The organism is Paenibacillus sp. FSL W7-1088 (genome assembly GCF_037969855.1).
Lineage (GTDB): Bacteria > Bacillota > Bacilli > Paenibacillales > Paenibacillaceae > Paenibacillus.
The window spans coordinates 4,458,872-4,481,358 of the sequence record NZ_CP150216.1 but is presented as its reverse complement, the minus strand read 5'-3'; the positions used below and the strand labels follow the sequence as shown (position 1 = coordinate 4,481,358).

The following is a 22,487-nucleotide window of genomic DNA, read 5'->3' as shown; positions in this document are numbered from 1 at the left end:
GATGGGTGACGAAATTCGCAGAAATATGGCCTTATTCCCGATAGGTATTGTAATGAAACTAACGGATCTGTCCGCGCGTCAGATTCGTTATTATGAGCAGCACAGTTTGATTGTTCCTGCGAGAACGTCAGGTAATCAGCGTTTGTTCTCTTTCAATGACGTAGAACGATTGCTGGAAATCAAGGCTCTGATTGAAAAAGGAGTTAACATTGCGGGCATTAAACAAGTGATGAATCCTGTATCCAAAGAGTCAGAAGAAGCAACGGTTATTACAGCCGATACGGAAGTGAAACGCAGAGAGCTGTCGGACTCCCAACTGCATCGTCTGCTTAAACAACAACTGGTGTCAGGTAAGAGACCTGGACAAGTATCTCTCATCCAGGGAGAGCTTTCCCGATTCTTTAATAAAAAATAAGTTCGTATAACCTCGTAGGTCAGGGGAAATCCTGCTTTTGGGTAGGAGGACTCCTTGACCCGTGCAATATTCTAATGTACAAATATAACAGGCAAGCCAAATACGCAGAGAAGAAAGGGAGAGGGTATCGTGAGTTTTACTAAAGAAGACATACTACGCATCTCAAAAGAAGAGAATGTACGATTCATTCGTTTGCAATTTACCGATCTGCTTGGATCAATCAAAAACGTTGAGATCCCTGTGAGCCAGCTTACCAAGGCTCTGGACAATAAAATGATGTTTGATGGATCTTCCATTGAAGGTTATGTGCGTATTGAAGAGTCCGACATGTACCTCTATCCTGATCTTGATTCTTGGCTCATTTTCCCTTGGGTAGCCGAGAACCGTGTTGCTCGACTGATTTGCGACGTATATCTTCCGGATGGTAATCCGTTTCCAGGAGATCCGCGTGGCATCTTGAAACGAAACCTGAAAGAAGCCGAAGAAATGGGATTCACTTCCTTCAACGTCGGTCCTGAACCAGAGTTCTTCTTGTTCAAAACAGACGAAAAAGGAAACCCGACTAACGAACTGAATGACCAAGGTGGATATTTCGACCTTGCGCCTACGGATCTTGGTGAAAACTGTCGTCGTGACATCGTTATCACACTTGAAGAAATGGGCTTTGAGATCGAAGCTTCCCACCATGAGGTAGCTCCAGGTCAGCATGAGATCGACTTTAAATATGCTGATGCTCTTAAAGCAGCAGACCAGATCCAAACGTTCAAACTTGTTGTTAAAACGATTGCACGTCAGCATGGTCTACATGCTACCTTTATGCCGAAACCGCTGTTTGGTATGAACGGTTCCGGTATGCACTGTAACCAATCCTTGTTCCAAGGTAAAGTGAACGCATTCGTAGACGAGTCGGACGAGCTGGGTCTGAGCAAAACTGCACGTCACTTCATGGCTGGAACTTTGAAGCATGCGCGTGCGTTTGCAGCAATTACGAACCCAACTGTGAACTCATACAAACGTCTTGTACCAGGTTATGAAGCGCCTTGTTATGTAGCATGGTCCGCCAGTAACCGTAGCCCAATGATCCGTATTCCAGCTTCCCGTGGTCTGAGTACACGTGTTGAGGTTCGTAATCCGGATCCGGCTGCTAACCCTTACTTGGCTTTGGCAGTTTTATTGAAAGCAGGCCTGGACGGAATCAAACGTGAGCTTTCCTTACCAGCTCCGATTGACCGTAACATCTACATCATGTCAGAAGAAGAGCGTGTGGAAGAAGGCATTCCAAGCTTGCCAGCTGACCTGAAAGAAGCATTGAACGAAATGATCCGCAGCGAAGTTATCTGTGATGCTCTCGGCGACCACGCCCTGGCTCACTTCTACGAGCTGAAAGAAATTGAGTGGGATATGTACCGTACACAAGTCCACCAATGGGAACGCGATCAATATATCACGTTGTACTAATCGAAAAAACCTTGTAACTACGGGGTTTTGAAGGAATGAACCGGGGGACGTTTTGAGGGAATTGCACTTCTATTGAGGTTGCGTCCCCCAAACGTCCCCCGGTTTTTGATTTTCTGATCCAAAAATACGGGAAGTGTACTCTTCATATTTATCAATGTTCCGCTTTTCTAGCTTTTTAGAAATATGAGCATACACATCGGATGTAATTTGCACACTGCCATGCCCAAGCTGCTCTTGTACAAATTTTATGTCAGCCCCAGCTTCTAGCATGATCACAGCATAGGTATGTCTCAAGGAATGAATTGTTAATTCCTCACTCAAACCAGCCTTTCTCAAAATTCTCTTTGAAGCATTAAAGAGACTAGATTTAGGCATCGGACTACCATCATTTCCTGCACAAGACCAGGTTTAAATCGTGTCTGTACATTGACTCCCCTAAATTGATCTTATTTTGATTCTGCCATGAAGCATGATATCTCAAATCATTTATGATTCCGTTACTTACGCTAATTGTGCGGGTAGAATTTCCGGTTTTTGTATCTCCGAAAAGTTCGTCCTCGTCTTCAGCTTGAAAATCGAGTGTTTCATCCACGTATCACTAGCGATCATATGGTTCACCTACTAAATGAAATACAAAAGTATATGAACGGTGGATTGGTTTACATCCCTAAATCAAAAGGTTTGCGTAAAAAATGGGGTGAAAATTCAGGCAGCAGAAAAATTTTGAATCTTAGAAATGATGAAATCCGGCAAAAGTTTCTCGATGGTGACACTATCGATCAACTTTCAGATCGATTTTGCCTTTCAAGCGATACTATTAAAAAGATCGTTTATACAAAATAATAGTTTAACAAAAGTCGCATTGGAAGAAATTCTAATGTGACTTTTTTGTGTATAGTATAGTTTAAATTGTTTACTACATATTTTTAAGCTTTTACTATCGTTACAATAACATATAAAAGAAGTAGTTGATTTTACTTCATAAAAACTGCAGGGGGATAACAAATGAATGATTTTTTTAGATTTGATACTGATGAAGAACGGCGGGCGTTATTAATCAGAGCAAGGAAAGTCGCTTTATCTGCAATTCGAAAGTATGCCTTAGAATGGGATAGCATCCAGTTTATTCAACTATCCGATACGATCACGTATAAAATTGAAACCAGTACAGATAACAATTATTTACTTCGCATTCATTCGGACCGATTAAGCAGAGAGGAAATTCGTTCGGAACTCCTACTGTTACAAGCACTGAACAAATCGAAAGATCTAAATGTACCAGAAGGGATGGCAAGTTGTGATGGTATTTATGTATTGGACATCGAAACAGAGATAGGATATAGGCGCCCTTATGTAACGATGATGCGGTGGATAGAGGGTGAAAAAGCAGCAGGTGAATTTACAGATAGTCAAGCATATAATATAGGTGTATTGATGAGCAGGCTCCATGCAGCAGCAAAGGATTTCAATCCACCTTCTGATTTTGTAAGACCTACTTGGGGAGTAGAAAGTTTTAAACGTGAAATGGGTAAGTTGGAACTTTACTATGAACGTTTTTTATCCGAAGAGGGATGGAAGCTGTATCAAGATGCAGCTGAGAAGGTTGTATCCCAACTTACCACTATGCATCCAAGTGAACATAACTATGGGCTCATTCATGCTGATTTACATACCGGTAATATGGTTTTTAAGGATAATGAACCCTATCCGATTGATTTTGGAAGATGTGGGTACGGATATTATCTCTACGATATGGCAGGCACCATATTGGAGCTTTGGCCAAAGCATCGATGGATGCTTATCCAAGGTTATGAGAGTATTAGGAAGTTGGAAACGGACTATATTCGGGATCTGGAATGTTTTTTTGTCATGTTCATGATCGAGAATTGCTGCCATCACTCCTCTGATCCAAGAGAAACAACCAGTTTAATCGATGAACAAAAGTATGCCCAAGCATACATAAGAGAATATTTAAATGGTAATCCATTTTTATTCGAAGTGATCGAGCCTGTAAATGTGGATTAATACTAACCGATAACGGGCTAAAATAATGATATAATCTCCTTCATTTTCGGGGTATATTATGACGGAGCTGTTTGGGTCGTTTCGTGATTTTTTAAACTGGCATTGAGTTGGAATGAAGGCGACTCGAATTGGTGGGTCGTCTTTTTTCTTTTCTAGGGGCTTGATGGTTTGCGCCGGATGTTCAGGTCAGCGAGATGCCAAATACGGTTGAGGCATTATGGAATATCGAGCTTTTATATGGAAAGCATCCGTCCTATACGGAGAGTAGGTATGCGGTAAAGTTAACAACAAAGCTGGAGGGGGAGCTTCGAAGTGCTCCTTGGTCATCGATTTGAGGGATAAGTTCGATGAGTTCCTCAGAGATTTTAATGTTTTTGGAAGTATGGAGAAGGCAGAGCTGCATCAAACCATTGATTATGTGAAGCTTTAAACTTCATATTCTGCAGAATTAGCATAATGTATTTATTAAGAACCCCTTTTATATCTTTAAAGCCTCTAATCCAATTGGACACTCGAAGCCACCTCAGATACACTAAATGAAATGAGGAGAGCGTCCATGAAAAGATGGAAACGGGGAGGTTACAGTCCCATCACACACGTTGAAAACAGCATTAATCAATCCTCAGTATGATCCTTTACAGACTTACGTTTCTCGGTTGGAGCGTCCAGAATGGGTAGCTGTAGGAATGATGGGAAAACTTCTGATAAGAAATGATGGCACATGTCGAGAGAACGGGTACTGTATAGAACGTTATTTCATTTTTTTGTATATGTAAAACCGCTTTACAGCGGTGTAAGCGTAAGTTAATCAAATTATCGAACAGAGCAGTAAAATGTTGTTGTTGAAAGATGTAAAAAGGAAAAGCTTTTAGTTAGAATCTGAAAAAGATATTTTAAAGGAATCAACAAAAAACGAGCCTTAGTAACTGAGGCTCGTTTGTGCAGAAGCCACTATTGGCTCCAAAAGTTGTGATTGGTTTAAGACAGTGGTTTCTCACTGACCAAATAGCGATAACAATTCTACCCTATTTCAGAGAATTTGACCATACTTTAGCTTTATAGTTATTGTCCTTGGTTCGAGACCAGAACCGTGCTGGAATGGACAAAAACTTAGTCCGATTGCCGATTAGATATAAATCTAAGCATTGAGCATATCACTTAAAACCTCATTAAGTACCGTAACACATGTAAATGGGCCTTGCAGGGCCAGAATAACGTACAGTTCAATTACGGCCATCCAGACCTAAGTTTGGATGAGAAGGAAAAGAGTTTCGACCAGTAGGCCCGTATCGTCAATAGTTATTAAAAAAACCAAGTTCTTTTGCTTCTTCGACGTTAATGCCTAACCCAAAGTGTCTATCTCTATTTTTCCTTATATCTTTAAACTTATGTAAACCAAAATGCGTCCTCTTAATCCATAAGGTATAATTTTATAGTAAATGATTCTTTCAGTTAGCAATATAACTTAAAATCTATAGGAGACTCTAATGGCCATTGAACAGTATAGTGATATTTTATTGGACTCAGCTCCACAGGTGTCTCAGGCTAACTACACTTACAGACAAAGTGCGAATGTCCTTTTCAATTTCATGCCTAAACTTGAATACCTGAAAAGTAAATTAAGCAAAAAAGCAATGATTCCGAGATTTTATGAAGAGAATATCACATACTTGGATTTGACCGAGATGGATAAAGTTGCATTTCCTATGGTTTGTTTCTGTGATATTCATCTAAACAAATTAACGTACCATATGGGAGGCACCAATAGCTCTGATGGATATGGGCGATACGGAATTGGTATGAGCAAGATGTGGGGCATCCAAGAAGGTGTTCAACCGATTAGTTATATGAATAGTTCATCGGCTTTACTCTCTGACTTCAAAACAGCATTCAAACATGCTATGGAACAAATGCGTGATGGTACTGGGGATGAAATCCTTCATAATCAATTGGCAACACAACTGCTTTTTATCAAACCATTAAACGGAGAAATGGCAAAGCAAAGAGGGACTTCTTTCGAACACATTTCTAAGAATTTTCATGATGAGAGGGAATGGAGATTCGTCCCCAATTTTAGTGATGTATATACAGATTTGAGTTTGATAATTCCACAATCGGTTTTGGTGAATAATTTGAACAATGTGGTATGTAATGCATACTCAGACGGCATTGAACAAAAAGAAGAACTGTGGTTGAAATTTGATTATGATAAGATTGAATATCTAATCGTGGATACGGTTGAAGATCGAGATAATTTAATTCATTTCATCATGAATGATTTACACACTGATCAAACCACAAAATATATTCTAATCTCTAAAATTATGGTATTTACTCAATTAGAGAAGGATTGGTGAAACATGTTTTCCAACTTTAAAGAATCATTTAAAAAATCAGACGGTCGTATAATCCCAAAAGAAATCGTTGAGTCTCTCAACAAAAGGTTGCCTGATGGTCTTATATATAAGCGAGTAGCTAATGACCTGGTTGTTGCAGTGCCTAGTGAAGGTAGGGCTATGCAGATGTCTGCCAATATCAAAATCCCTGAAAGTTTAAGAATCTACAAACCGGAGGAACTTTTCGATATAATCTATAGAAGTCAAACTGAACTTAAAATTGATAAAAATGTGCCAGTTAAAATAAACGGGATCGAGATACCATTAGATGAAGCGGCATTAGCTCCTTTATTAGCAAGTGAAAATACTGAATTCTACTTACAGCCAAAGCCATTCCCGCCACCTCACGTAGTTGAATTTTCTGGATATGGGCACACTAGATCTCTAACTATGCAAAGGCAGCCGCTTGCTGATCTTAATAAAACGCTATTAAAAAATATAGATAATGACGGTCTGCAGGTATCCATGACAGTACTTGAAGATATAGAAACACTTCAATTTTCCTTTAATTTTAATCTCCAAAAAGTTAATTCCATCGATGAATTATTAAGTGTTTTATTAGTATATCAGGCATTTATTCAAGGCGACGGGCAGGTAGTTGGAATGAGATTACCCCCTTCGCCAATCAACGATGTAGAGAGTGGGACATTGAATGAACTATTAACGTTTTGGAAAAAGATGAAAAGTGTTGAGAACAAGTTGGGAGTCCATTTTTCACTAGATTTGCCTCTTAGTGATGAGGAAGACATCTGGTTAATTAAACTGTACTCGTCCTTTGTAAAAGAAGTGCCGTTCAGAGAAAATATTAAGTATACTTCGATTACATTCGATCCTCCTGAGGATTTTGATAAAGATCGGTTAATCAGTCAAACCGCCGGTTTTACATTTGTGCAGCCTGAGAATATTAATTTACTTGAGGTAGATCTGGAATTGTTTGCAGTGATGGGCGTATATAATTTGCGTATTTCAGATATAATTCCTAGTATAAAAGAGCAAGGTAAGTTGGAATGTATACTTGAAAATAAGTCCTCTCAGAAAAGCTTTCGATCAATGAGATACTTTAAGACGTATGAAGAGGCTTTGGAGTTTCAAAAGAATATAAGACCACTTCATGAGGCCAGAGATTTGTTCAGCATTTTTGAAGAAAATAAATAACTTTATCTTAGTGAGCAGTTTTACTCTAATGTGTAGATTCAATTGGATTGATTTTTTCATATCGTGATAAGATCGATCTAATTTATAATATTGACTAACTAATATAGAGAATGGTGAATAGATGCTACTACGTAAGCGGCATGACACGATGATGGACCTTGAAGTATTTTATGACGACGTGATTCGGTAGTAGCGGTTTAATCTGGTGTTATTCAAATTTGGCCAATTTATTATGGCTGCCTTCATTGGCAGCCTTTCCAGTGCTTCATGAAGGATATACCATAGTTCTCATTTTTGTTTTCATTTTCCGAAAGTTAGTATTGAAGTGATTTGAATAATAGCCACAGGAAACAGTCGTTTACCGCGGTGGTGGTTATCTTGCACCGAATTTTGGATGGAGTCAGCTCGTAGTTCTCAAAAAGTTGTAACTTTATATCACATTAAAAGCCGCTAACTCGTTTTATATGCAAACTATAGAAGGAGTAATTGCTATGAGAACATTATCTTGCGTCGTCATCGGTGCCGAGTATGCGGGAATACATGCCATTAAAGAAATCCGAAAATTGTGGGGGGACAAGAACATGATCCGATTGCCGATTAGAAGTATATCTATTCTAACTCTGCCTGCTAAGTCATTAAGCTAACGGGCAGGTTAACGTAGGAAAATAGATATGGACGTGACTGAAACGGAGCTTTTAAATCTATATAGATTGAACTTGAAAATATCTTATAAGGGAAGAGAGACGGAGGAGAAGTTAGAAAATGTAGGAGCGATAGCGTCCGCCTTTGTCACCGGATTTCTACCGTGAATATCTGGGAACAACAGCGGCCGGAAGTAGAAGCATTCACTGGAGTCACGCTAATTCCAGAATAAAAAAAATCAGGAGCCATTGTCGAAAACAATGGCTCCTTCTTTATGAAATTACTATTATGATAAACTTGATGGAACATCAGTATCAGTCGGGTTTTCATCTTTTTCATTTAAGAGCAACGAATTGGGATACGATTTAAGAAATGTTGATTCATCTACTTTTAAAAAAAACTCGCCTTCAAAAATTAGTTGATTCGTATTAGGTCCGATTTGATCTAACTTTCTTGCTATCTCAGATTCCTTAAAGATACTTTGTTCATCTGCTCGCAAGAACATGCCATGAGGTGTATATAGTTGACTAAAATACCCTTTTGTGAGTTTTGATTCTACGGATTCTACGATTTTTACTGATTCTTCGAATTTTACGGATTTTACGTTATTTGTTGAAAAATTAGTGTTAACAGGATTTTCAACTGTCTTATTTACAGTTTCCATTTCTGGATTGGTGTCTGCTTTTGAATTCGATATTAATTCCACTCCTGAAATAATAGTCACTGCAAAGGCTATTAAATATATTTTTTTAAACATATTATCCTCGCCCTTTCTATACCAACAATTATTTCCTACTTTAAAACATTATATTCACTAAAATGGTAAGGGCCTATTTGGCTTTGCAGTACAACTAGTTTCCGAAACAAAATCCCGACTCATGGCAGCTCATTTCGCGCAGGACACCTATTGAACTAACGGGAAACGATAGCGTAATAAAACCAAGAAAGCAGCTGATCACTTTGATCAGTTGCTTTAATTCAACTAACGGGCAGGTCACTGGAATAAAAAGGGGTTTGCATTGATGATATAGAACTATTTTAATGACCAATATTTTTGAGGTGAGATTAAGTAGTGATAAACATACAACCTATAGATTTGCATAGCGTTAAAGACGGGGAGATTATCAACGGACTTATCTACATCACTGATTACACACCAAAGACAGATGCGGCAGGTAAGGCACCTATATACGGTACTTGTCATTACTACGGTAAGACAATAGGTTTCAAGATTTGTGACGAGTACCTTCAGAACAATCTCAACATCAACAACCTTGTAGGGGCTATTGCCTTGATTAAAGGCAATGTTGATTCCTACAACGATAAAATCGAGTTGACATTAACAGAAATAAACTTCCAGCACGGTGTAACGGATATCAATATCTTTTACAAGCGAGTAGATGTGGAATCGGTTTTCAAAAGTTTCGTGCAATTTGTAAACAGTAACCTCACTCAGCCCGCTGCAACTCTATTATTCGGCATTTTTCAGAAGGAAAATTTGTTCGATCCGTTCAAGGTTACTTGGGCGGGTGCGAAGATGCATGACGCTCAGATCGGTGGTTTGATGAACCATACGATGAAGATGCTTCGTCTTGCTAGAACCTTGATCGAAAATGATTCTCGACTAGCTCCTTGGGCTGATTTACTCTACCTGAGCATTATCCTTCATGTTATAGGTAAGGTGTTAGAAATTGAAGATGGTGTTTACACAGGGTTGTCCTATATAAGTCACAGGGTTTTTGGTGCTGAGATCACTATGAGAAATAAAGATGAAATCGTGGTGACGTTTGGCGAGAAGTTTTATTACGATATTATCTCAGTTCAGTTGGGGCATCACGGTGAATTTGCCGATAAGCCAGTAACCATTTGGGCTTACATCGTTCACCTCATTGACATGCTTGAAGCTCACACTACAGGATTCTTAGACAAGTTGGAGAATGGCGACTTTAAGACTAAGAATGGTCAGAAGACGGTGTATGTCAACTCGTCCAATCTGGTCGTATAGAAGGCGTATCTGATGTATCGATAGATAAGTTACCTTCATTTCTTCCCCTCTGGCAAATGATGTTGGAACGAAAGGGTTTGGTAAAGATTGATTCCGCCTAACGGGTTAACTAAGAGATGCCGTTAATAATCTTATGTATCAATACCTTTGAGCTTACCGGCTGGATAGCGACCGGCGGTGATGAACTTGATAGTTGAAATTGATGGTTATTTTGAAAATGTACTTATCATCGGCAAGACATGTTCAATTTCGGAATTAAAAAGGAAATATAAAAAAGGCAAAACCCGTTGTACAGACATAAGTAAATTTGCAGATATTTTTTGTAGGATGATTCTTGTTTTATTGAGCTAACGTTTCCCGTTAGTTCAATGTCTTGGCGCATAAATACGGTCAGTATCCGTATCAATTACAACATCTGGCCTAGGGTCTTGATGAGATCGTGAAGCAAGCTCGCAGCCGAATAGACAACTTCTCGTATCCGCTAGGCGAAGGGTTGGGAAGCTATAGCCGATCTGCGTACGATGCCCTTCTCGCTAAACTCGACCATGCGGAGGAATTATCTACCGACGCAAGTTTGACGGAAGAGCAATTCAACGAAGAACGGAGTTCCCTTGCCGAGCTGGAAGCCGCTCTGTTAGCTTCGCTCAATAGTACGCAAGATGGCGTGTTTTATAACGCTTATCGGGGTTTCTCCAGCGATGAGACGGGTAAATACCCATTTGGCTTTAACATCGAAGACCTGACCAATGGCGCTACCGCAACAGTTCAGGAAGAGGAAGGAAATAAATTCCTTCGGTTGACCACAACCGCTACCGCAGGCAAAGCCAACCTGTTCCTGCCTTATCTGGGTGAGGTGACAGCTGGGGCAGATCAACGCATTGTTATCGAATATCGCGCACGATTAAACACCAACTTCCAGTACGCCAATGGCGCTATGACGAGGAACGACAGCGGGACTAGCAATTATTCTATGGTCTCTGCGTTTGAAGGGCAAGCTGATCGTGCAGGATGGCGCTTCCAAGAAGACCGTCCAAAACTACACCATTAACACGTGGTACAAAATTAAAATGGTAGCCAACTGGGATGCCAAGACTTATACCGTCTATATCAACGATAATCCTGATCCGGTCGCTACTGACTTCGTTTTCCGCCATACGGGCGGCAACAAGCTGACCGGCCAGCGGTTTGGCATCGACGGCTATGCCAACGCGTCCATCGACTTTGACGATTTCAAAGTGATGGTTACCGGAGGAGCTAAGGCAACTCCTGTTGGACTTGGGTCAAGTAATGAAACAGCGGCAGGCGCTAACGATGGAACCATCACGGGCGTGAACGCCTCTATGGAATGATCTTCGGACAATGGGAGCACGTGGTCCATTGTAAAGGGGGATACTCTGCACAATCCGGCTCCGGGAACTTATTGGATTCGTTACCGTGAGATCGATGACTATAAAGCCAGTGCCCATGTGGAGTTAACCATCAAAGGTTATGATCAACCGACGAACCCCTCTGGGCGGAGGTGGATCTAGCAGCTCTACCAACACGTCTACAACAGTCAAAAACGAGGACGGCAGTACGACAACCATCGTTACGAATAAGACAACCGGTACAGTAACCGAGACCACCACTTGGCCTAATGGAGTTAAAGTGAAACGATCACGACTTCCCTTGCGGAAGTAACCGCCAATGTCCATCTACCAGAAGGCGTGGCAGATGCGCGGATTACGATCCCCGCGAAAAATGCCTCTGCTTCGACTGTAGCCTTACGGTCAGGGAAGACGGCTCCAGAAAAATCATTGGAGACTCTGTTCTAACCAAAGATGGAGTGAGCTTTATAGCCAAAGGCGATATGACGGTTAAATTGATCGACAACAAGATTACCTTCAAGGATGTGCCTGACAGCTATTGGGCGGCCGAAGCGATAACCTTTGCCGCCAGCCGAGAACTGTTCCTTGGAACGGGGCAAGGCGTATTTATTCCGGGTGAATCCATGAGCCGTGCCATGTTCTTTACTGTGTTGGCTCGCCTCGACGACGTTGAGACCGAAGGCGGTGCGAATTGGTACACCAAGGCGCAAAACTGGTCTGTAACGGCCGGGATTAGCGACGGCAGCGCCCCGGATGCAGCCATTACCAGGGAGCAATTGATCACTCTTTTGCCCGGTACGCCGACAACCTGCAACAAGCGGCAACGGTAAGAGCTATGCCGACAGCGGCGAGGTTTCCGTTTGGGCAAAGGAAGCGATGAACTGGCTGTGGCGCAAGGGATCATGAACGGCAAGCCGGGGAACCTTCTGGCGCCTGCAAGCAGCGTCACTCGAGCTGAAGTATCTGCCATACTTGCCCGCTTTATAACTTCGCGCTAGCTAGGCATCACCCGTAAAGAGCCTTGAGCAATCAAGGCTTTTTACGGGTTTCTTTCGGATTACTTATATCACCACGATTTTAAGTTATTACAAAATTCATTTAAATGAGTACATTTTTATAATTTCCCCGGTAGCTATAATGAAAATATGAGAGCTCCTCTTAATACAGCCGGAAGGAGGAAAGAAATGAAAGCGGTTTTAGAACAAGACTACGCTTCAATTAAGAAGAAAAATAAATTTCTTCACAACGTCAAAAGAGACAAATGGTTATACGCTCTTTTACTGCTGCCCTTTGCCTATATCCTGATCTTCAAGTATGCCCCGATCTACGGCGTTGTTATGGCCTTTCAAGATTACAATATTTTTGCGGGAATACAGGGGAGTGAGTGGGTTGGATTGGATGTGTTTGAGTTCATTTTCCAGCAGGACAGCTTCTACCGTGCGCTCAAGAATACGCTGCTGCTGAATGTTTATGACTTGATCGCGGGCTTCCCAGCGCCGATTATTCTAGCGATTTTGCTCAATGAAGTGAGAATGGTGAAATTTAAGAAAATAACGCAAACCGTATTATATCTGCCTCACTTTTTATCCTGGGTGATTATCGGCGGCATGGTCTATCTGATGTTCTCCAACAGCGGCATGGTCAACACGTTCCTGGCGAACCTGGGCCTTGTGAAGATCGAGTTTCTGTCGCAGAAGGTGCCTTGGTTAATGACTTATATCTCGGTTGGCGTATGGCAGCATATCGGCTGGGGAACGATCATCTATCTGGCGGCAATGACGGGAATCAACAAGGAATTGTACGAGGCCTCCGATATTGACGGATGCAGCAGACTTCGCAAAGTATGGCATATTACGCTGCCCGGCATTAAGTCAACGATCAATATTTTGCTGATACTCCAGATTGGCAGAATGGTTTCCATAGGGTTTGATCGACCGTTTGTAATGGGCAATTCATTAGTCAGCGATTACTCCGACGTGATCAGTACATTCGTATACAGAGTTGGTATTAGTTCGGGGGATTTCTCCCAAGCGACTGCGGTAGGATTGTTCCAATCCGTCGTTGGCCTAATCCTGCTGATGGGTGCTAACTATATCGCGAAGAAATTGGGTGAGGATGGGATATGGTGAGCATGGCGAGCAGTTTAGGCAAAAAGAAAAAAATGAGCGTGGCGGATATCGTCATTATCGTATTTATCGTGACGTTATCCTTCACGTGTATCGTTCCGTTCCTCTATATGATTGCGCTTTCCTTAAGCTCCAACGAAGCGATTATCTCTCAAAAGGTAGGGCTGTGGCCGGTGGGCTTCACCCTCGAAACGTACAAAACCATCTTAAGCGACGGGGAGATGCTGTATACGCTTGGTTACAGTATTCTGCTTACGGTTTTCTACACCGTAGTATGTATGTTCCTGACCATTTGCGGAGCGTATCCGCTGACGAAAAAGCGGCTGATGGGAAGAAACTTTATCTTGTCGGCATTGGTCTTCACCATGTATTTCAGCGGTGGTTTGATTCCTTCTTATATACTGGTTAAAAACCTGGGGATGATGAACACGGTGTGGAGCTTGGTGTTGCCGGGCGCCATGAGCGTGTTTAACCTAATCATCCTGAAGACGTTCTTCACCAATCTTCCAGAAAGTCTGGAAGAATCGGCTGCGATTGATGGCTGTTCGGATCTGGGCATTCTCATGAAAATCGTGCTTCCTCTGTCGCTGCCCTCGATCGCCACGTTAAGCCTCTTTTATGCGGTGGACAGATGGAACGGTTTCCAGGATGCCCTGTTCTACATTACGGATAAAAATCTGTATCCGATGCAGATGAAGCTGTACCAGATCATTTCGGCCAATCAGCAGCTGGACAGCCAGCAAGGCGGAGAAGGAAGCGCCGGCTCCTTCATTGTGCCCGAGTCATTGAAAGCGGCCAGCGTTATGTTTACGACCATACCGATCCTGCTCATCTATCCCAAGCTGCAGAAGTATTTCGTAGACGGCGTAATGACGGGAGCCATTAAGGGCTGATAAGGAAAATTCGGATGGAAAGGGGTGATTGCCGGGCTGGGCTGGTGGATGTAAAGAGGCTTTGCGATAAGAATCAGTTCATATCTATCATTTGAAAGGGTGGTTTTGAGTGAATACTGGTATAAAGAAAAAAGCAGCCATTCTGTTTAGTACAGCGCTGCTTGCCGGTGTTATGGCAGGCTGCGGTGGGAATAACGGCAATAATGAACCGGCGGCATCAAACGGTGGATCCCCGGCAGCAGAATCATCTTCTGGTCCCGTTGAAACCTTGACTGTAGAAGTGTTCGATAGAGGGATTCAAGGACAGCCGGACTTGAATAACAACACGTGGACCAAATACGTCAACGAAAAATTCGGTAAGCCTAATAACGCCGTCGTAAAATTTGTTTCCGTGCCTCGTTCCCAGGAAGTCGACAAGCTGAACGTACTCATGGCTGCCAACGAAGCGCCAGATATTTCCTTCACCTACGACGGTACGACCGTAACCCGTTTTGCCAAAAACAATGGCCTTTATACGCTGGACGAATTGCTCGAGAAGGATGGCCAGCAATTGAAAGCTTATCTCGGCGATACCGTTCTTGACTACGGGAAATACGATGGCAAACAGGTCTCCATCCCGGCGAAGCGGACTTTGCTTGCCTGGAACGGATTGTTTATCCGCAAAGATTGGCTCGATAAGCTTGGACTGCCCGTTCCGACGAACAAGGACGAATTGTACGATACGCTCGTTGCCTTCCGCGACAAGAACCCCGGCAATGTAAATGGCGTCATTCCGTGGGCGACTGCGGCTGCCGGCATGAACTACACCTTTGGCAATCTGGTTCCATCCTTCTGGAGTCCTATGTCGGAGGAAGAATTCGTTACCACCACCAACTGGCTGAAGCCCGGCAACAAGGATGCGTATAAATGGCTGAATAAGCTGTACGCGGAAAAACTGATCAGCCCCGACTTTGCTTTGGACAAAACGGCTAAGCAGGCGGATGCCGACGTAACGAACGGCAAGGTAGGCTTCTATGGGGCCAACTGGGATTATCCGATGGTGCAAAAAATTCGCGAGCCGCTGAAACAAAATGCGCCGGACGCGAACTATGTTCCGATCGATGCCTTCAAGAACGCGGAAGGAAAATATATCAAAGAGACGTATAATGAAAACGGACTTTTCTCTTTTATTCCGAAAAGCAGCAAACATGCGGAACTGGCTATGAAGTATCTGAACTGGATGGCCGATCCGGAAGTGTTGTTCTTCCTGCAGTTCGGCGAAAAAGGCGTCAACCACACGATGGTAGACGGCATCCCGCAAGGGATTGCGCAAACCGGCGAAAATATGCAGATGAGCAATCTCAATCTGGATTATACGCTCGTTGTTAACGGCGCGGAGCTGGGCGACACCGAAAAGAATGTCAAAACGTACGCGGCAGCCTTGGCGACCGGAGATAAAGACTATGAGAAAATGGCTGTTGATTCCTATAAGATCAACACGACAGACGGCTATACCGGCTTTTACTATGGTGTCCCGAACGAAGCCAGCATCAAATACGGCAAAACGCTGGGTGATATGAACAAGCAAATGACGGATCGGCTGATTGTTGTCAAGCCGGCCGAATTCGACGCCTTGTATGACAAGCTGGTGAAAGAATATATGGACGCTGGCGGTAAAGCGGTTCAAGAAGAGAACGTGAAGCATTACAGAGAAATTAAAGAGAGCAGCAAGTAATTCATAAGATACGGATAAACCCATCGTTTGCTAATGACCGTGGTTTATCCGTATTTTAGATTGCTATTACCGGGAAGCTTTGCTATCATTTCGAAGAAATCCACAAGTTCAGGAGGATACCCATGTACAAGGTCATGATTATTGATGATGAGTCGTGGGCGATTAAAGGAATTCGCAACGCCTTTGACTGGGATAATTACGGTTTTGAAATTATAGGCCAATTTACAAGCGCTTACAAAGCGTGGGATGCTATTCTAGCAGAGAAACCTGACTTGGTATTTACGGATATACGCATGCCGGACCTTTCCGGACTTGATCTCATGAAGAGAGCCAAATCGCATAATCTGGACACTGAGTTTGTCGTCGTTAGCGGATACGCGGAATTTAAATATGCCCAGGAAGCGCTGCGCTTCGGCGCGCTTAATTATTTCCTGAAGCCTTTGGATGTAGATATGGCAGATTCATTTATTGAGGAGCTTGCCATGCATTTCTCCAAAAGAAGCGCGGCACGCAATCAGCTCCTTCTGGATGCGCTGACCTCGCCCAATGAGGAGGAGATCAAACGTTATTTGCCTCTTCCGGGTAGCGGGGAGGTATGTTACTACCAAGTGCTTTCTATCGATTTCGCAGGCGGCAACAAGGATTTCGGAAAGCTGCTCTCTTTGGAAGAAAAGCCTGTTACGGCTGTGGTCGTTGAATCCGGAACGAGTAAAAGGCTGATTGTTCTGATAACGGAACATAAAGCTTGTTTGGAAGAACTTTGGGATGAATTAGTCGCGAACAATACTGGCATGAATACGGTGGGCGTCAGCAGCATTTCCAGTCAGCTAACGCATATGAGCAAGCTGATTAAAGAGGCGGATCTGTCTGCCTCACAGGTTTTTTTGAACGAAATTGGAAGGGTCGTTCATTACGAACCGAAGGTTCATTTGGTGAAACCATGTATCGAAGAGATTAATCGGATCGTTCGGGAGGACCAGCCTGGCGACATGGATGCGTACTTAAACGGGCTGCAGGCATACTTCAAAGAACAGCAGCTCGGCATGAGCGAGGTTGTCTACTTATGGAACCAGGCAGTCGGGATCCTTATAAACGCCTACGCCGAAGAATTGAAGGATATGGAAATGGAATTCCTCAATTATTCCGAGATTAAAGAACGATTCGAACACTTCGAATCTTTGTGCAGCTTTTTGCATGACGTCCTCGCTTCCATTACGCAAGGGAACAACCGACCGTTGCAGGAAGGGGACATTGTATCTTGCTTTAACCGAATGGTAGCCTATATCGACGGTCACTATGAACAGAAATTGTATTTGAAAGATTTGTCCGCCCAGTTCTATATTAATCAGGTGTATTGCTGTCAATTATTCAAGAAAAATTTGGGCAAAACCTTCTCCAAATACGTGTCGGAGCTCAGGATTAAGAAAGCCCGCGAGTTGTTGAGGAAAACGGACCTGTCGATCGAGGAGATCGCCATTCAGACTGGGTATGTGGAATACTACTATTTCAATAAGGTTTTCAAGAAACATTGCGGAATAACGCCTTCTAAATTCAGAAAAAGCAGTTAACGATGAACGGAGCGGCAGGCCATGAAGACCAGTAGACTGAAATTGAAACATCAGATATGGCTTATCTTTTATTTCGCTATCGTTATATTTACAGTCATGGTGTTGTATTTCTTCAATAGCTTCTCTCATCTAACCCAGAATAGGGCCGCCAATTTTGGAAACCAAATGATAGAGCAAACGCGAAGCAAGATTGATACCGTGTTTAATGATATCCGGGTCAGCACCGGCATTGCGGTCAACAGCAAACTGATTCAGGAATATACCGTAGTGGATGATGATTACAAAAGGGCGTTTGATAGCGGTAATTATGCACTGGATCTCATGGATTATATGAGATCCTTTAATTCGTATGTGAGCGGAATTGTCATTGATGACGTTCGGGGGAAGCAGCTTTACAGTCTGGATTCCTCGGGCGGCGATATTTTCTTTCTAAAACGTTACGAAAGCTTTATCCGGACGTATAAGAAGGACCCTTCGCTTCGGGAAAAGGGGCAGTTCACCACTACTTTAAAAGACGATAGCACGGGATCGGAACAGTTTTTTTATATCGCGCCGATTTTGGAATCTATTGGTGGCATCTATTTCTCGCAAATAACGGGTTACTTCACCGTAATGGTTAATATGGACAAGCTTCAGGGGCTTGTGGAAAATACGGAATTGACGCCGCACTCCACTTTGTACATTCTGGACAGCCAGGATGAGGTTATTGCGTCCACGAATGCCAAGACACGAGGCATGTTGTTCAAGGATGTACTGTCTATGAATAAGGACAACCTGCTTAACGGCGTGAACACAACCATCGACGGGGAACGTATTCTCGTTCAGGTCAAAGGTTTGGAGCAGGCGGATGGGTGGCGAATTGTTAGTTTGATTCCGGTTCATGAACTAACTGCGGACATGAACCCTATGAGGAAGGTCAGCATTATCGTGGGGATCGGGATTATTCTCATTCTGATTATGATGGGCATTTTCTTCATGAATAGCCTGATGAATCCGGTGATGGGGCTTGTTATGGATATGAAGAGGGTAGGGAGAAGGGACAGGGGCTTCCGAATTAAAGTCCGCTCTACCAATGAAGTAGGCTCGCTGGCTCGCGATATCAATCGGATGATGGATGAGATGGAGGAAATGACAAGGGATATGTTTAATACCCAAGCCAGATTGTACAAATCCGAGCTCAGCCAGAAGCAAGCGGAGTTTTCTGCCCTGCAGAGCCAGATCAACCCGCATTTCCTGTATAATACGCTGAATTGCATCAGCAGCATCGGATTGGAATACGGAAACAGGGAAATCGCGCAAATGACGTCAAGCATGTCCAAAATTTTCCGGTACAGCATCAAGCAAGATGAGCTTGTGCAGATCAAGGAAGAAGTGGACTGTATTCAGGCCTATATAAAGATTATCTCTATTCGGTATGATAATAAATTCTCTATGAACGTGGATGTGGAAGAGCGGCTGCTTGAGTTGAGAACTCCCAAGATGATTCTCCAGCCTATTGTCGAGAATTCCGTCTATCACGGGCTCGAGCGGATGGACCAAGGGGGGCGGCTAGAGGTTACCGGGAGCATGGATGAGCAGGGGGATGTGTGCTTCTGTATCAGGGATACCGGAAAAGGAATGGAACCGGAGGAACTGGCCGCTCTCCAGGCTAAGCTGGACACGGATTATCCGGAACGCGCGCAAGACGGCCAACCGTCGCAAAGCATCGGATTAACCAATATCCATAACAGGCTTCGGCTCCTTTTCGGAGAGCGCTATGGGATCACCATAGAAAGCCGGATTGGCTATGGAACAACTGTAGTCGTTAAGATTCCGTCATTGGAATAGCAGGCAACTAGTAAAGGCCTGAATGGCGTATTCAGGCCTTTACCTTTATTCAGCGGGCTGAATCCGGATCGACGCTTGCGACAGGCAGTTGGTTATCATGAGATCCACTCCTCCGTCAGGGTGGCTTGTGCATACGACTTCGCATCCTGTGCAGTTAGCCTCGTATTCGAATCCTTCGGCCAGATTGACCCGTATATGAAAGGGCTGATCGGATTGTCCGGCGTAATGAAACTCTGCCTCATATTCCGTAAAGTCATCCTTAATGCGTTGCTGCAGCATCCAGACGTTAAAGCCTGTCGTAACCTTACCCAACTGATAATAGGACGCAAACCAATTGATGACAGGCGCCGATAACCCTCCGAAGTGATGCCAGCCTGCGCCGCGTCCCGACTGCACGATAAAATGCTCGTAACAATTGTAAGTGGCTTCGTTCTCGCGTTTCCATAATTCCAGCGCCGTGTTTGCAATACGGTAAGCGAGGTCCGGATAACCGTAATCGAACATCGTTTTCCAGAAAAACCACTGATGAGGCATCCAGACCGCACCGTTCCAATAACCGTCTGCCCGATAATACGGGGCGCTTTGATCAACGGTGGATAAGCCGATTGGCGTCCAGAAACGTTGTTCGTCAAACAAGGCTTCAATCAGACGCCGGGCACGGTCTTTGCTGCAGATCCCTGCCAGGAGTGGGTATAAACCATCCATCCCCCTATTGTAATTCGCTCCGGAGCCGTGATGCAGAAGACCTTCGTATTCTCCTTTTTCGTTATGCAGCACATAGCCGTAATAGCCGGTCTCCTCATCCCAGGCATAAGCGTCAAGGGCATTGCTCCATCTACGGATATCCTTCTCGTATTCCTGGATGTCTATATCCCAATCATCAGAAGATGCCGCCGCCATCCTAAGGATTTTGGCGATTCGTATGAGCTGACTCGTCGTAATGACGGGAGCTGCTTTATTTTCTAATTTTTGCTCATGCACGTATTTTTGAGGAGGGTAGTCATCCCATCCCCCGGAGTTATAGAAATAATCCCAGGTTTGAAGCAGACCGGTTTGAAATACGTCCGTTGTTGAACCATTCAATTTGCCTGCAAGGAATAAGTAGTATTGCCGTAATCTCGGGTAGAAATAGTTAAGGAACTCTGGAGACTGCTTGCGGTTCCATAACTCGTGGAACAAATAATGCTGCACGGGAACCGGGCTGCCGTGATGAATAAAGGCTGCTTCAGGATCTCCCGGCTCCGTCATATAAGCATTTAAGCAATCAATCGCCCGGCTGTCATCGAGATCGGCGAAGCCAAGTCCGATAAACCCGGAATCCCATGTATACAGGGAATCCCACCATCTCCCCGGCGTGTTGTGACGAATAAATTGTCGCTTGGTGTAGACCGGGAAAACCGTATTAGTCAGCAAGGTCGCCCGCATGAGCTGCTGGCTGAAGGAATATCGGTCGCCCGAAGGATAAGCGGGAGGAGACTCCAGCTTTTTGCGTTCCGCTAGATAGATAGACTCGCAGCTGCTGGCATCCAATGCAAAGCATGCCAGACGGGCATGTACTTCTTCCAAAGTCCCGCCGCACACCAATCCGTGAAGAACAAGGGATGAAGCCGGGTTTAGGGGAATAGGACGCATAAACACATTCGTATAATTTCCTTTTCCGTTGCCTTGCAAAATAGCATTCACATGATTGTGCACCGTGTGACGGGCGAAATGATCAAGCTCGTCCGTTCTGAACTGTCTGATCTCCGCATCGGGATAATTCCACAACAAGCCGTAATAGCAGGGGTTATCCGGATAATGAAGAATAAGACTGCCGGGAACGGGACCTTCCAGTAGTTTCGGTTCCAAGCCCCAAGGGAGATACACGAACGCAACCTCTTCGGAAGTCTGCTGCTCGACAAGCGTAAAGCCGTCAAGAACAAGCGGGTTAGCACTCCGCGTGCGAAGACTAACGGCAACTTTTCCTGCAGGCAAGTTCCCGATATGCAGTTCTGACAACGTTAAGCTGCCGGATGGTTCCAGATGAAGCCGGTACTTCTGCTCCCCGAGCCGAAGCTCGAGCTCCGCTCCTCGAATGGCTTGACCGCGCAGCAGGAACACGGCGTCCTTCAGGGAGGTCTCGAGGTTTATCTCATATCGGAGCAGATCTCCGGGATCCGTTCCGAATGAACCGCCAACAGCCGATCCGCCCGTAAAATGCTGTCCGCGAATCTCCCCGCGCGCCAATCCGGCGTAGACAAGACCGTTTGCAGGCCGTGGCTTGGCAAAGATCAATTCCTTGTAATCCAGCGCATTTACCCATTTTGCTCCATCAGGAAGCCGTGCTTCCGCGAAGATTTGGACTTCGCCGTGTCCCGGCAGCCGGGGAGGCTGGAGCGAAGCCATCGCGTGCAACACCAGATTTTGCGGATACTCCGTTTGATTGGCGAAGTTAAGGCGGATAAGCCGACTCTGCTCATCAATCCGGCTGAACGATATATCCGCGTAGACGCGGTCCTTCCATTCGAGTTCATGACGATGGGAGAAATGGCTGAAATCCGGCGAAGCCTCCCAGGGATGATAGCCGGATTCCCATAAGACATTAGGAATGTCTATTTTTCGCCGATAGAATCCGGGCATTAAGCTTAAATCAAATCGAACGCCTTTCGACGGATCGTTAATGTGGGAGATACCTATATATTGCTTGGCATAAGGTCCCCAGGAAGGCAGGTTCAAGTCATGATTATTGGAAAGACGCTGATAGTCATTCATGTCGGACGGCTCCTTCGGCTATGGCATTTTCTCTTTATTGTAAAGGCAAGGTGCCCGAAAAAGCCTCTTGATAGCCGATTCCTTTGTCTTGAAAACGGACATTCATGATACGATAAAGGCACTATAGCCAATGTGGAGGCAGGAA

Annotated in this window: 21 protein-coding genes; 17 read left to right on the top strand and 4 right to left on the bottom strand. The window is 44.1% G+C overall.

Going from position 1 to position 22,487, the window contains the following annotated elements:
• Position 1: 1 nt before the first annotated feature.
• Both MKY42_RS20125 and glnA read left to right on the top strand, forming a co-directional pair.
• Positions 2-415: a MerR family transcriptional regulator gene (locus MKY42_RS20125; RefSeq protein ID WP_063563200.1), complete on the top strand. Its 414-nt coding sequence runs from the start codon at positions 2-4 to the stop codon at positions 413-415.
• 129 nt (positions 416-544) lie between these two features.
• Positions 545-1,873 (top strand): type I glutamate--ammonia ligase, encoded by a 1,329-nt coding sequence (glnA, locus tag MKY42_RS20120; protein WP_090900096.1) that lies wholly within the window; start codon positions 545-547, stop codon positions 1,871-1,873.
• Between the two features lie 69 nt (positions 1,874-1,942).
• On the opposite strand, the gene MKY42_RS20115 is transcribed toward glnA, so the two are convergent.
• The gene (locus MKY42_RS20115) at positions 1,943-2,248 is read right to left on the bottom strand and encodes a tyrosine-type recombinase/integrase (protein ID WP_339844170.1); all 306 of its coding nucleotides are present in this window, start codon (positions 2,246-2,248) and stop codon (positions 1,943-1,945) included.
• Positions 2,249-2,482: 234 nt separating this feature from the next.
• On the opposite strand from MKY42_RS20115, the gene MKY42_RS20110 reads away from it, so the two are divergent.
• The 5 genes from MKY42_RS20110 (at position 2,483) to MKY42_RS20090 (ending at position 8,093) form a co-directional block, all read left to right on the top strand.
• A complete protein-coding gene (locus MKY42_RS20110) occupies positions 2,483-2,716 on the top strand; it encodes a CD3324 family protein (RefSeq protein WP_090900093.1) in 234 nt (77 codons plus the stop codon).
• 162 nt (positions 2,717-2,878) lie between these two features.
• Complete coding sequence (locus MKY42_RS20105) at positions 2,879-3,898, top strand: phosphotransferase (protein ID WP_090900090.1); 1,020 nt, start codon at positions 2,879-2,881, stop codon at positions 3,896-3,898.
• Positions 3,899-5,385: 1,487 nt separating this feature from the next.
• Positions 5,386-6,255, top strand: a complete 870-nt coding sequence (locus MKY42_RS20100; RefSeq protein ID WP_090900084.1) for an abortive infection system antitoxin AbiGi family protein — start codon at positions 5,386-5,388, stop codon at positions 6,253-6,255.
• A gap of 3 nt (positions 6,256-6,258) precedes the next feature.
• Entirely contained in the window at positions 6,259-7,449 is a 1,191-nt protein-coding gene (locus MKY42_RS20095) for an abortive infection system toxin AbiGii family protein (RefSeq protein ID WP_090900081.1), read from the top strand.
• Positions 7,450-7,940: 491 nt separating this feature from the next.
• Positions 7,941-8,093: a hypothetical protein gene (locus tag MKY42_RS20090; protein ID WP_177185746.1), complete on the top strand. Its 153-nt coding sequence runs from the start codon at positions 7,941-7,943 to the stop codon at positions 8,091-8,093.
• 284 nt (positions 8,094-8,377) lie between these two features.
• Here MKY42_RS20090 and MKY42_RS20085 read toward each other — a convergent pair whose 3' ends face one another.
• Positions 8,378-8,848 carry a hypothetical protein gene (locus MKY42_RS20085; protein WP_179264213.1) on the bottom strand — a complete coding sequence of 157 codons (471 nt, stop codon included), beginning with the start codon at positions 8,846-8,848 and terminating at the stop codon, positions 8,378-8,380.
• A 315-nt stretch (positions 8,849-9,163) separates the two neighbouring features.
• Here MKY42_RS20085 and MKY42_RS20080 point away from each other — a divergent pair, with 315 nt between their 5' ends.
• The 3 genes from MKY42_RS20080 (at position 9,164) to MKY42_RS20070 (ending at position 11,445) form a co-directional block, all read left to right on the top strand.
• Positions 9,164-10,096: a hypothetical protein gene (locus tag MKY42_RS20080; protein ID WP_339844165.1), complete on the top strand. Its 933-nt coding sequence runs from the start codon at positions 9,164-9,166 to the stop codon at positions 10,094-10,096.
• A 439-nt stretch (positions 10,097-10,535) separates the two neighbouring features.
• Complete coding sequence (locus MKY42_RS20075) at positions 10,536-11,144, top strand: hypothetical protein (RefSeq protein ID WP_256222142.1); 609 nt, start codon at positions 10,536-10,538, stop codon at positions 11,142-11,144.
• The gene (locus MKY42_RS20070; protein WP_256222141.1) at positions 11,080-11,445 is read left to right on the top strand and encodes a hypothetical protein; all 366 of its coding nucleotides are present in this window, start codon (positions 11,080-11,082) and stop codon (positions 11,443-11,445) included. Before MKY42_RS20075 ends, MKY42_RS20070 begins: the two co-directional genes overlap by 65 nt.
• A gap of 123 nt (positions 11,446-11,568) precedes the next feature.
• Here the strand turns inward: MKY42_RS20070 and MKY42_RS20065 are convergent, their stop codons facing one another.
• A complete protein-coding gene (locus MKY42_RS20065; protein ID WP_339844162.1) occupies positions 11,569-11,790 on the bottom strand; it encodes a hypothetical protein in 222 nt (73 codons plus the stop codon).
• Positions 11,791-11,945: 155 nt separating this feature from the next.
• On the opposite strand from MKY42_RS20065, the gene MKY42_RS20060 reads away from it, so the two are divergent.
• From MKY42_RS20060 to MKY42_RS20030, 7 genes are all read left to right on the top strand, one after another.
• A complete protein-coding gene (locus MKY42_RS20060; RefSeq protein ID WP_256222138.1) occupies positions 11,946-12,293 on the top strand; it encodes an S-layer homology domain-containing protein in 348 nt (115 codons plus the stop codon).
• Positions 12,294-12,323: 30 nt separating this feature from the next.
• Positions 12,324-12,461 (top strand): S-layer homology domain-containing protein, encoded by a 138-nt coding sequence (locus tag MKY42_RS20055; protein ID WP_256222136.1) that lies wholly within the window; start codon positions 12,324-12,326, stop codon positions 12,459-12,461.
• Positions 12,462-12,647: 186 nt separating this feature from the next.
• Positions 12,648-13,592 (top strand): ABC transporter permease subunit, encoded by a 945-nt coding sequence (locus MKY42_RS20050; protein WP_090900072.1) that lies wholly within the window; start codon positions 12,648-12,650, stop codon positions 13,590-13,592.
• Complete coding sequence (locus tag MKY42_RS20045; protein WP_090900070.1) at positions 13,586-14,482, top strand: carbohydrate ABC transporter permease; 897 nt, start codon at positions 13,586-13,588, stop codon at positions 14,480-14,482. The genes MKY42_RS20050 and MKY42_RS20045 overlap by 7 nt, the downstream gene beginning before the upstream one ends.
• Before the next feature lie 109 nt (positions 14,483-14,591).
• Entirely contained in the window at positions 14,592-16,196 is a 1,605-nt protein-coding gene (locus MKY42_RS20040; RefSeq protein ID WP_090900067.1) for an extracellular solute-binding protein, read from the top strand.
• A 122-nt stretch (positions 16,197-16,318) separates the two neighbouring features.
• The gene (locus MKY42_RS20035; protein WP_090900064.1) at positions 16,319-17,764 is read left to right on the top strand and encodes a helix-turn-helix domain-containing protein; all 1,446 of its coding nucleotides are present in this window, start codon (positions 16,319-16,321) and stop codon (positions 17,762-17,764) included.
• A 21-nt stretch (positions 17,765-17,785) separates the two neighbouring features.
• On the top strand, positions 17,786-19,591 hold the full coding sequence (locus MKY42_RS20030; protein WP_339844156.1) for a histidine kinase: 1,806 nt from the start codon (positions 17,786-17,788) through the stop codon (positions 19,589-19,591).
• A gap of 45 nt (positions 19,592-19,636) precedes the next feature.
• Here the strand turns inward: MKY42_RS20030 and MKY42_RS20025 are convergent, their stop codons facing one another.
• On the bottom strand, positions 19,637-22,342 hold the full coding sequence (locus MKY42_RS20025) for a trehalase family glycosidase (protein WP_090900059.1): 2,706 nt from the start codon (positions 22,340-22,342) through the stop codon (positions 19,637-19,639).
• Positions 22,343-22,487: the final 145 nt, after the last annotated feature.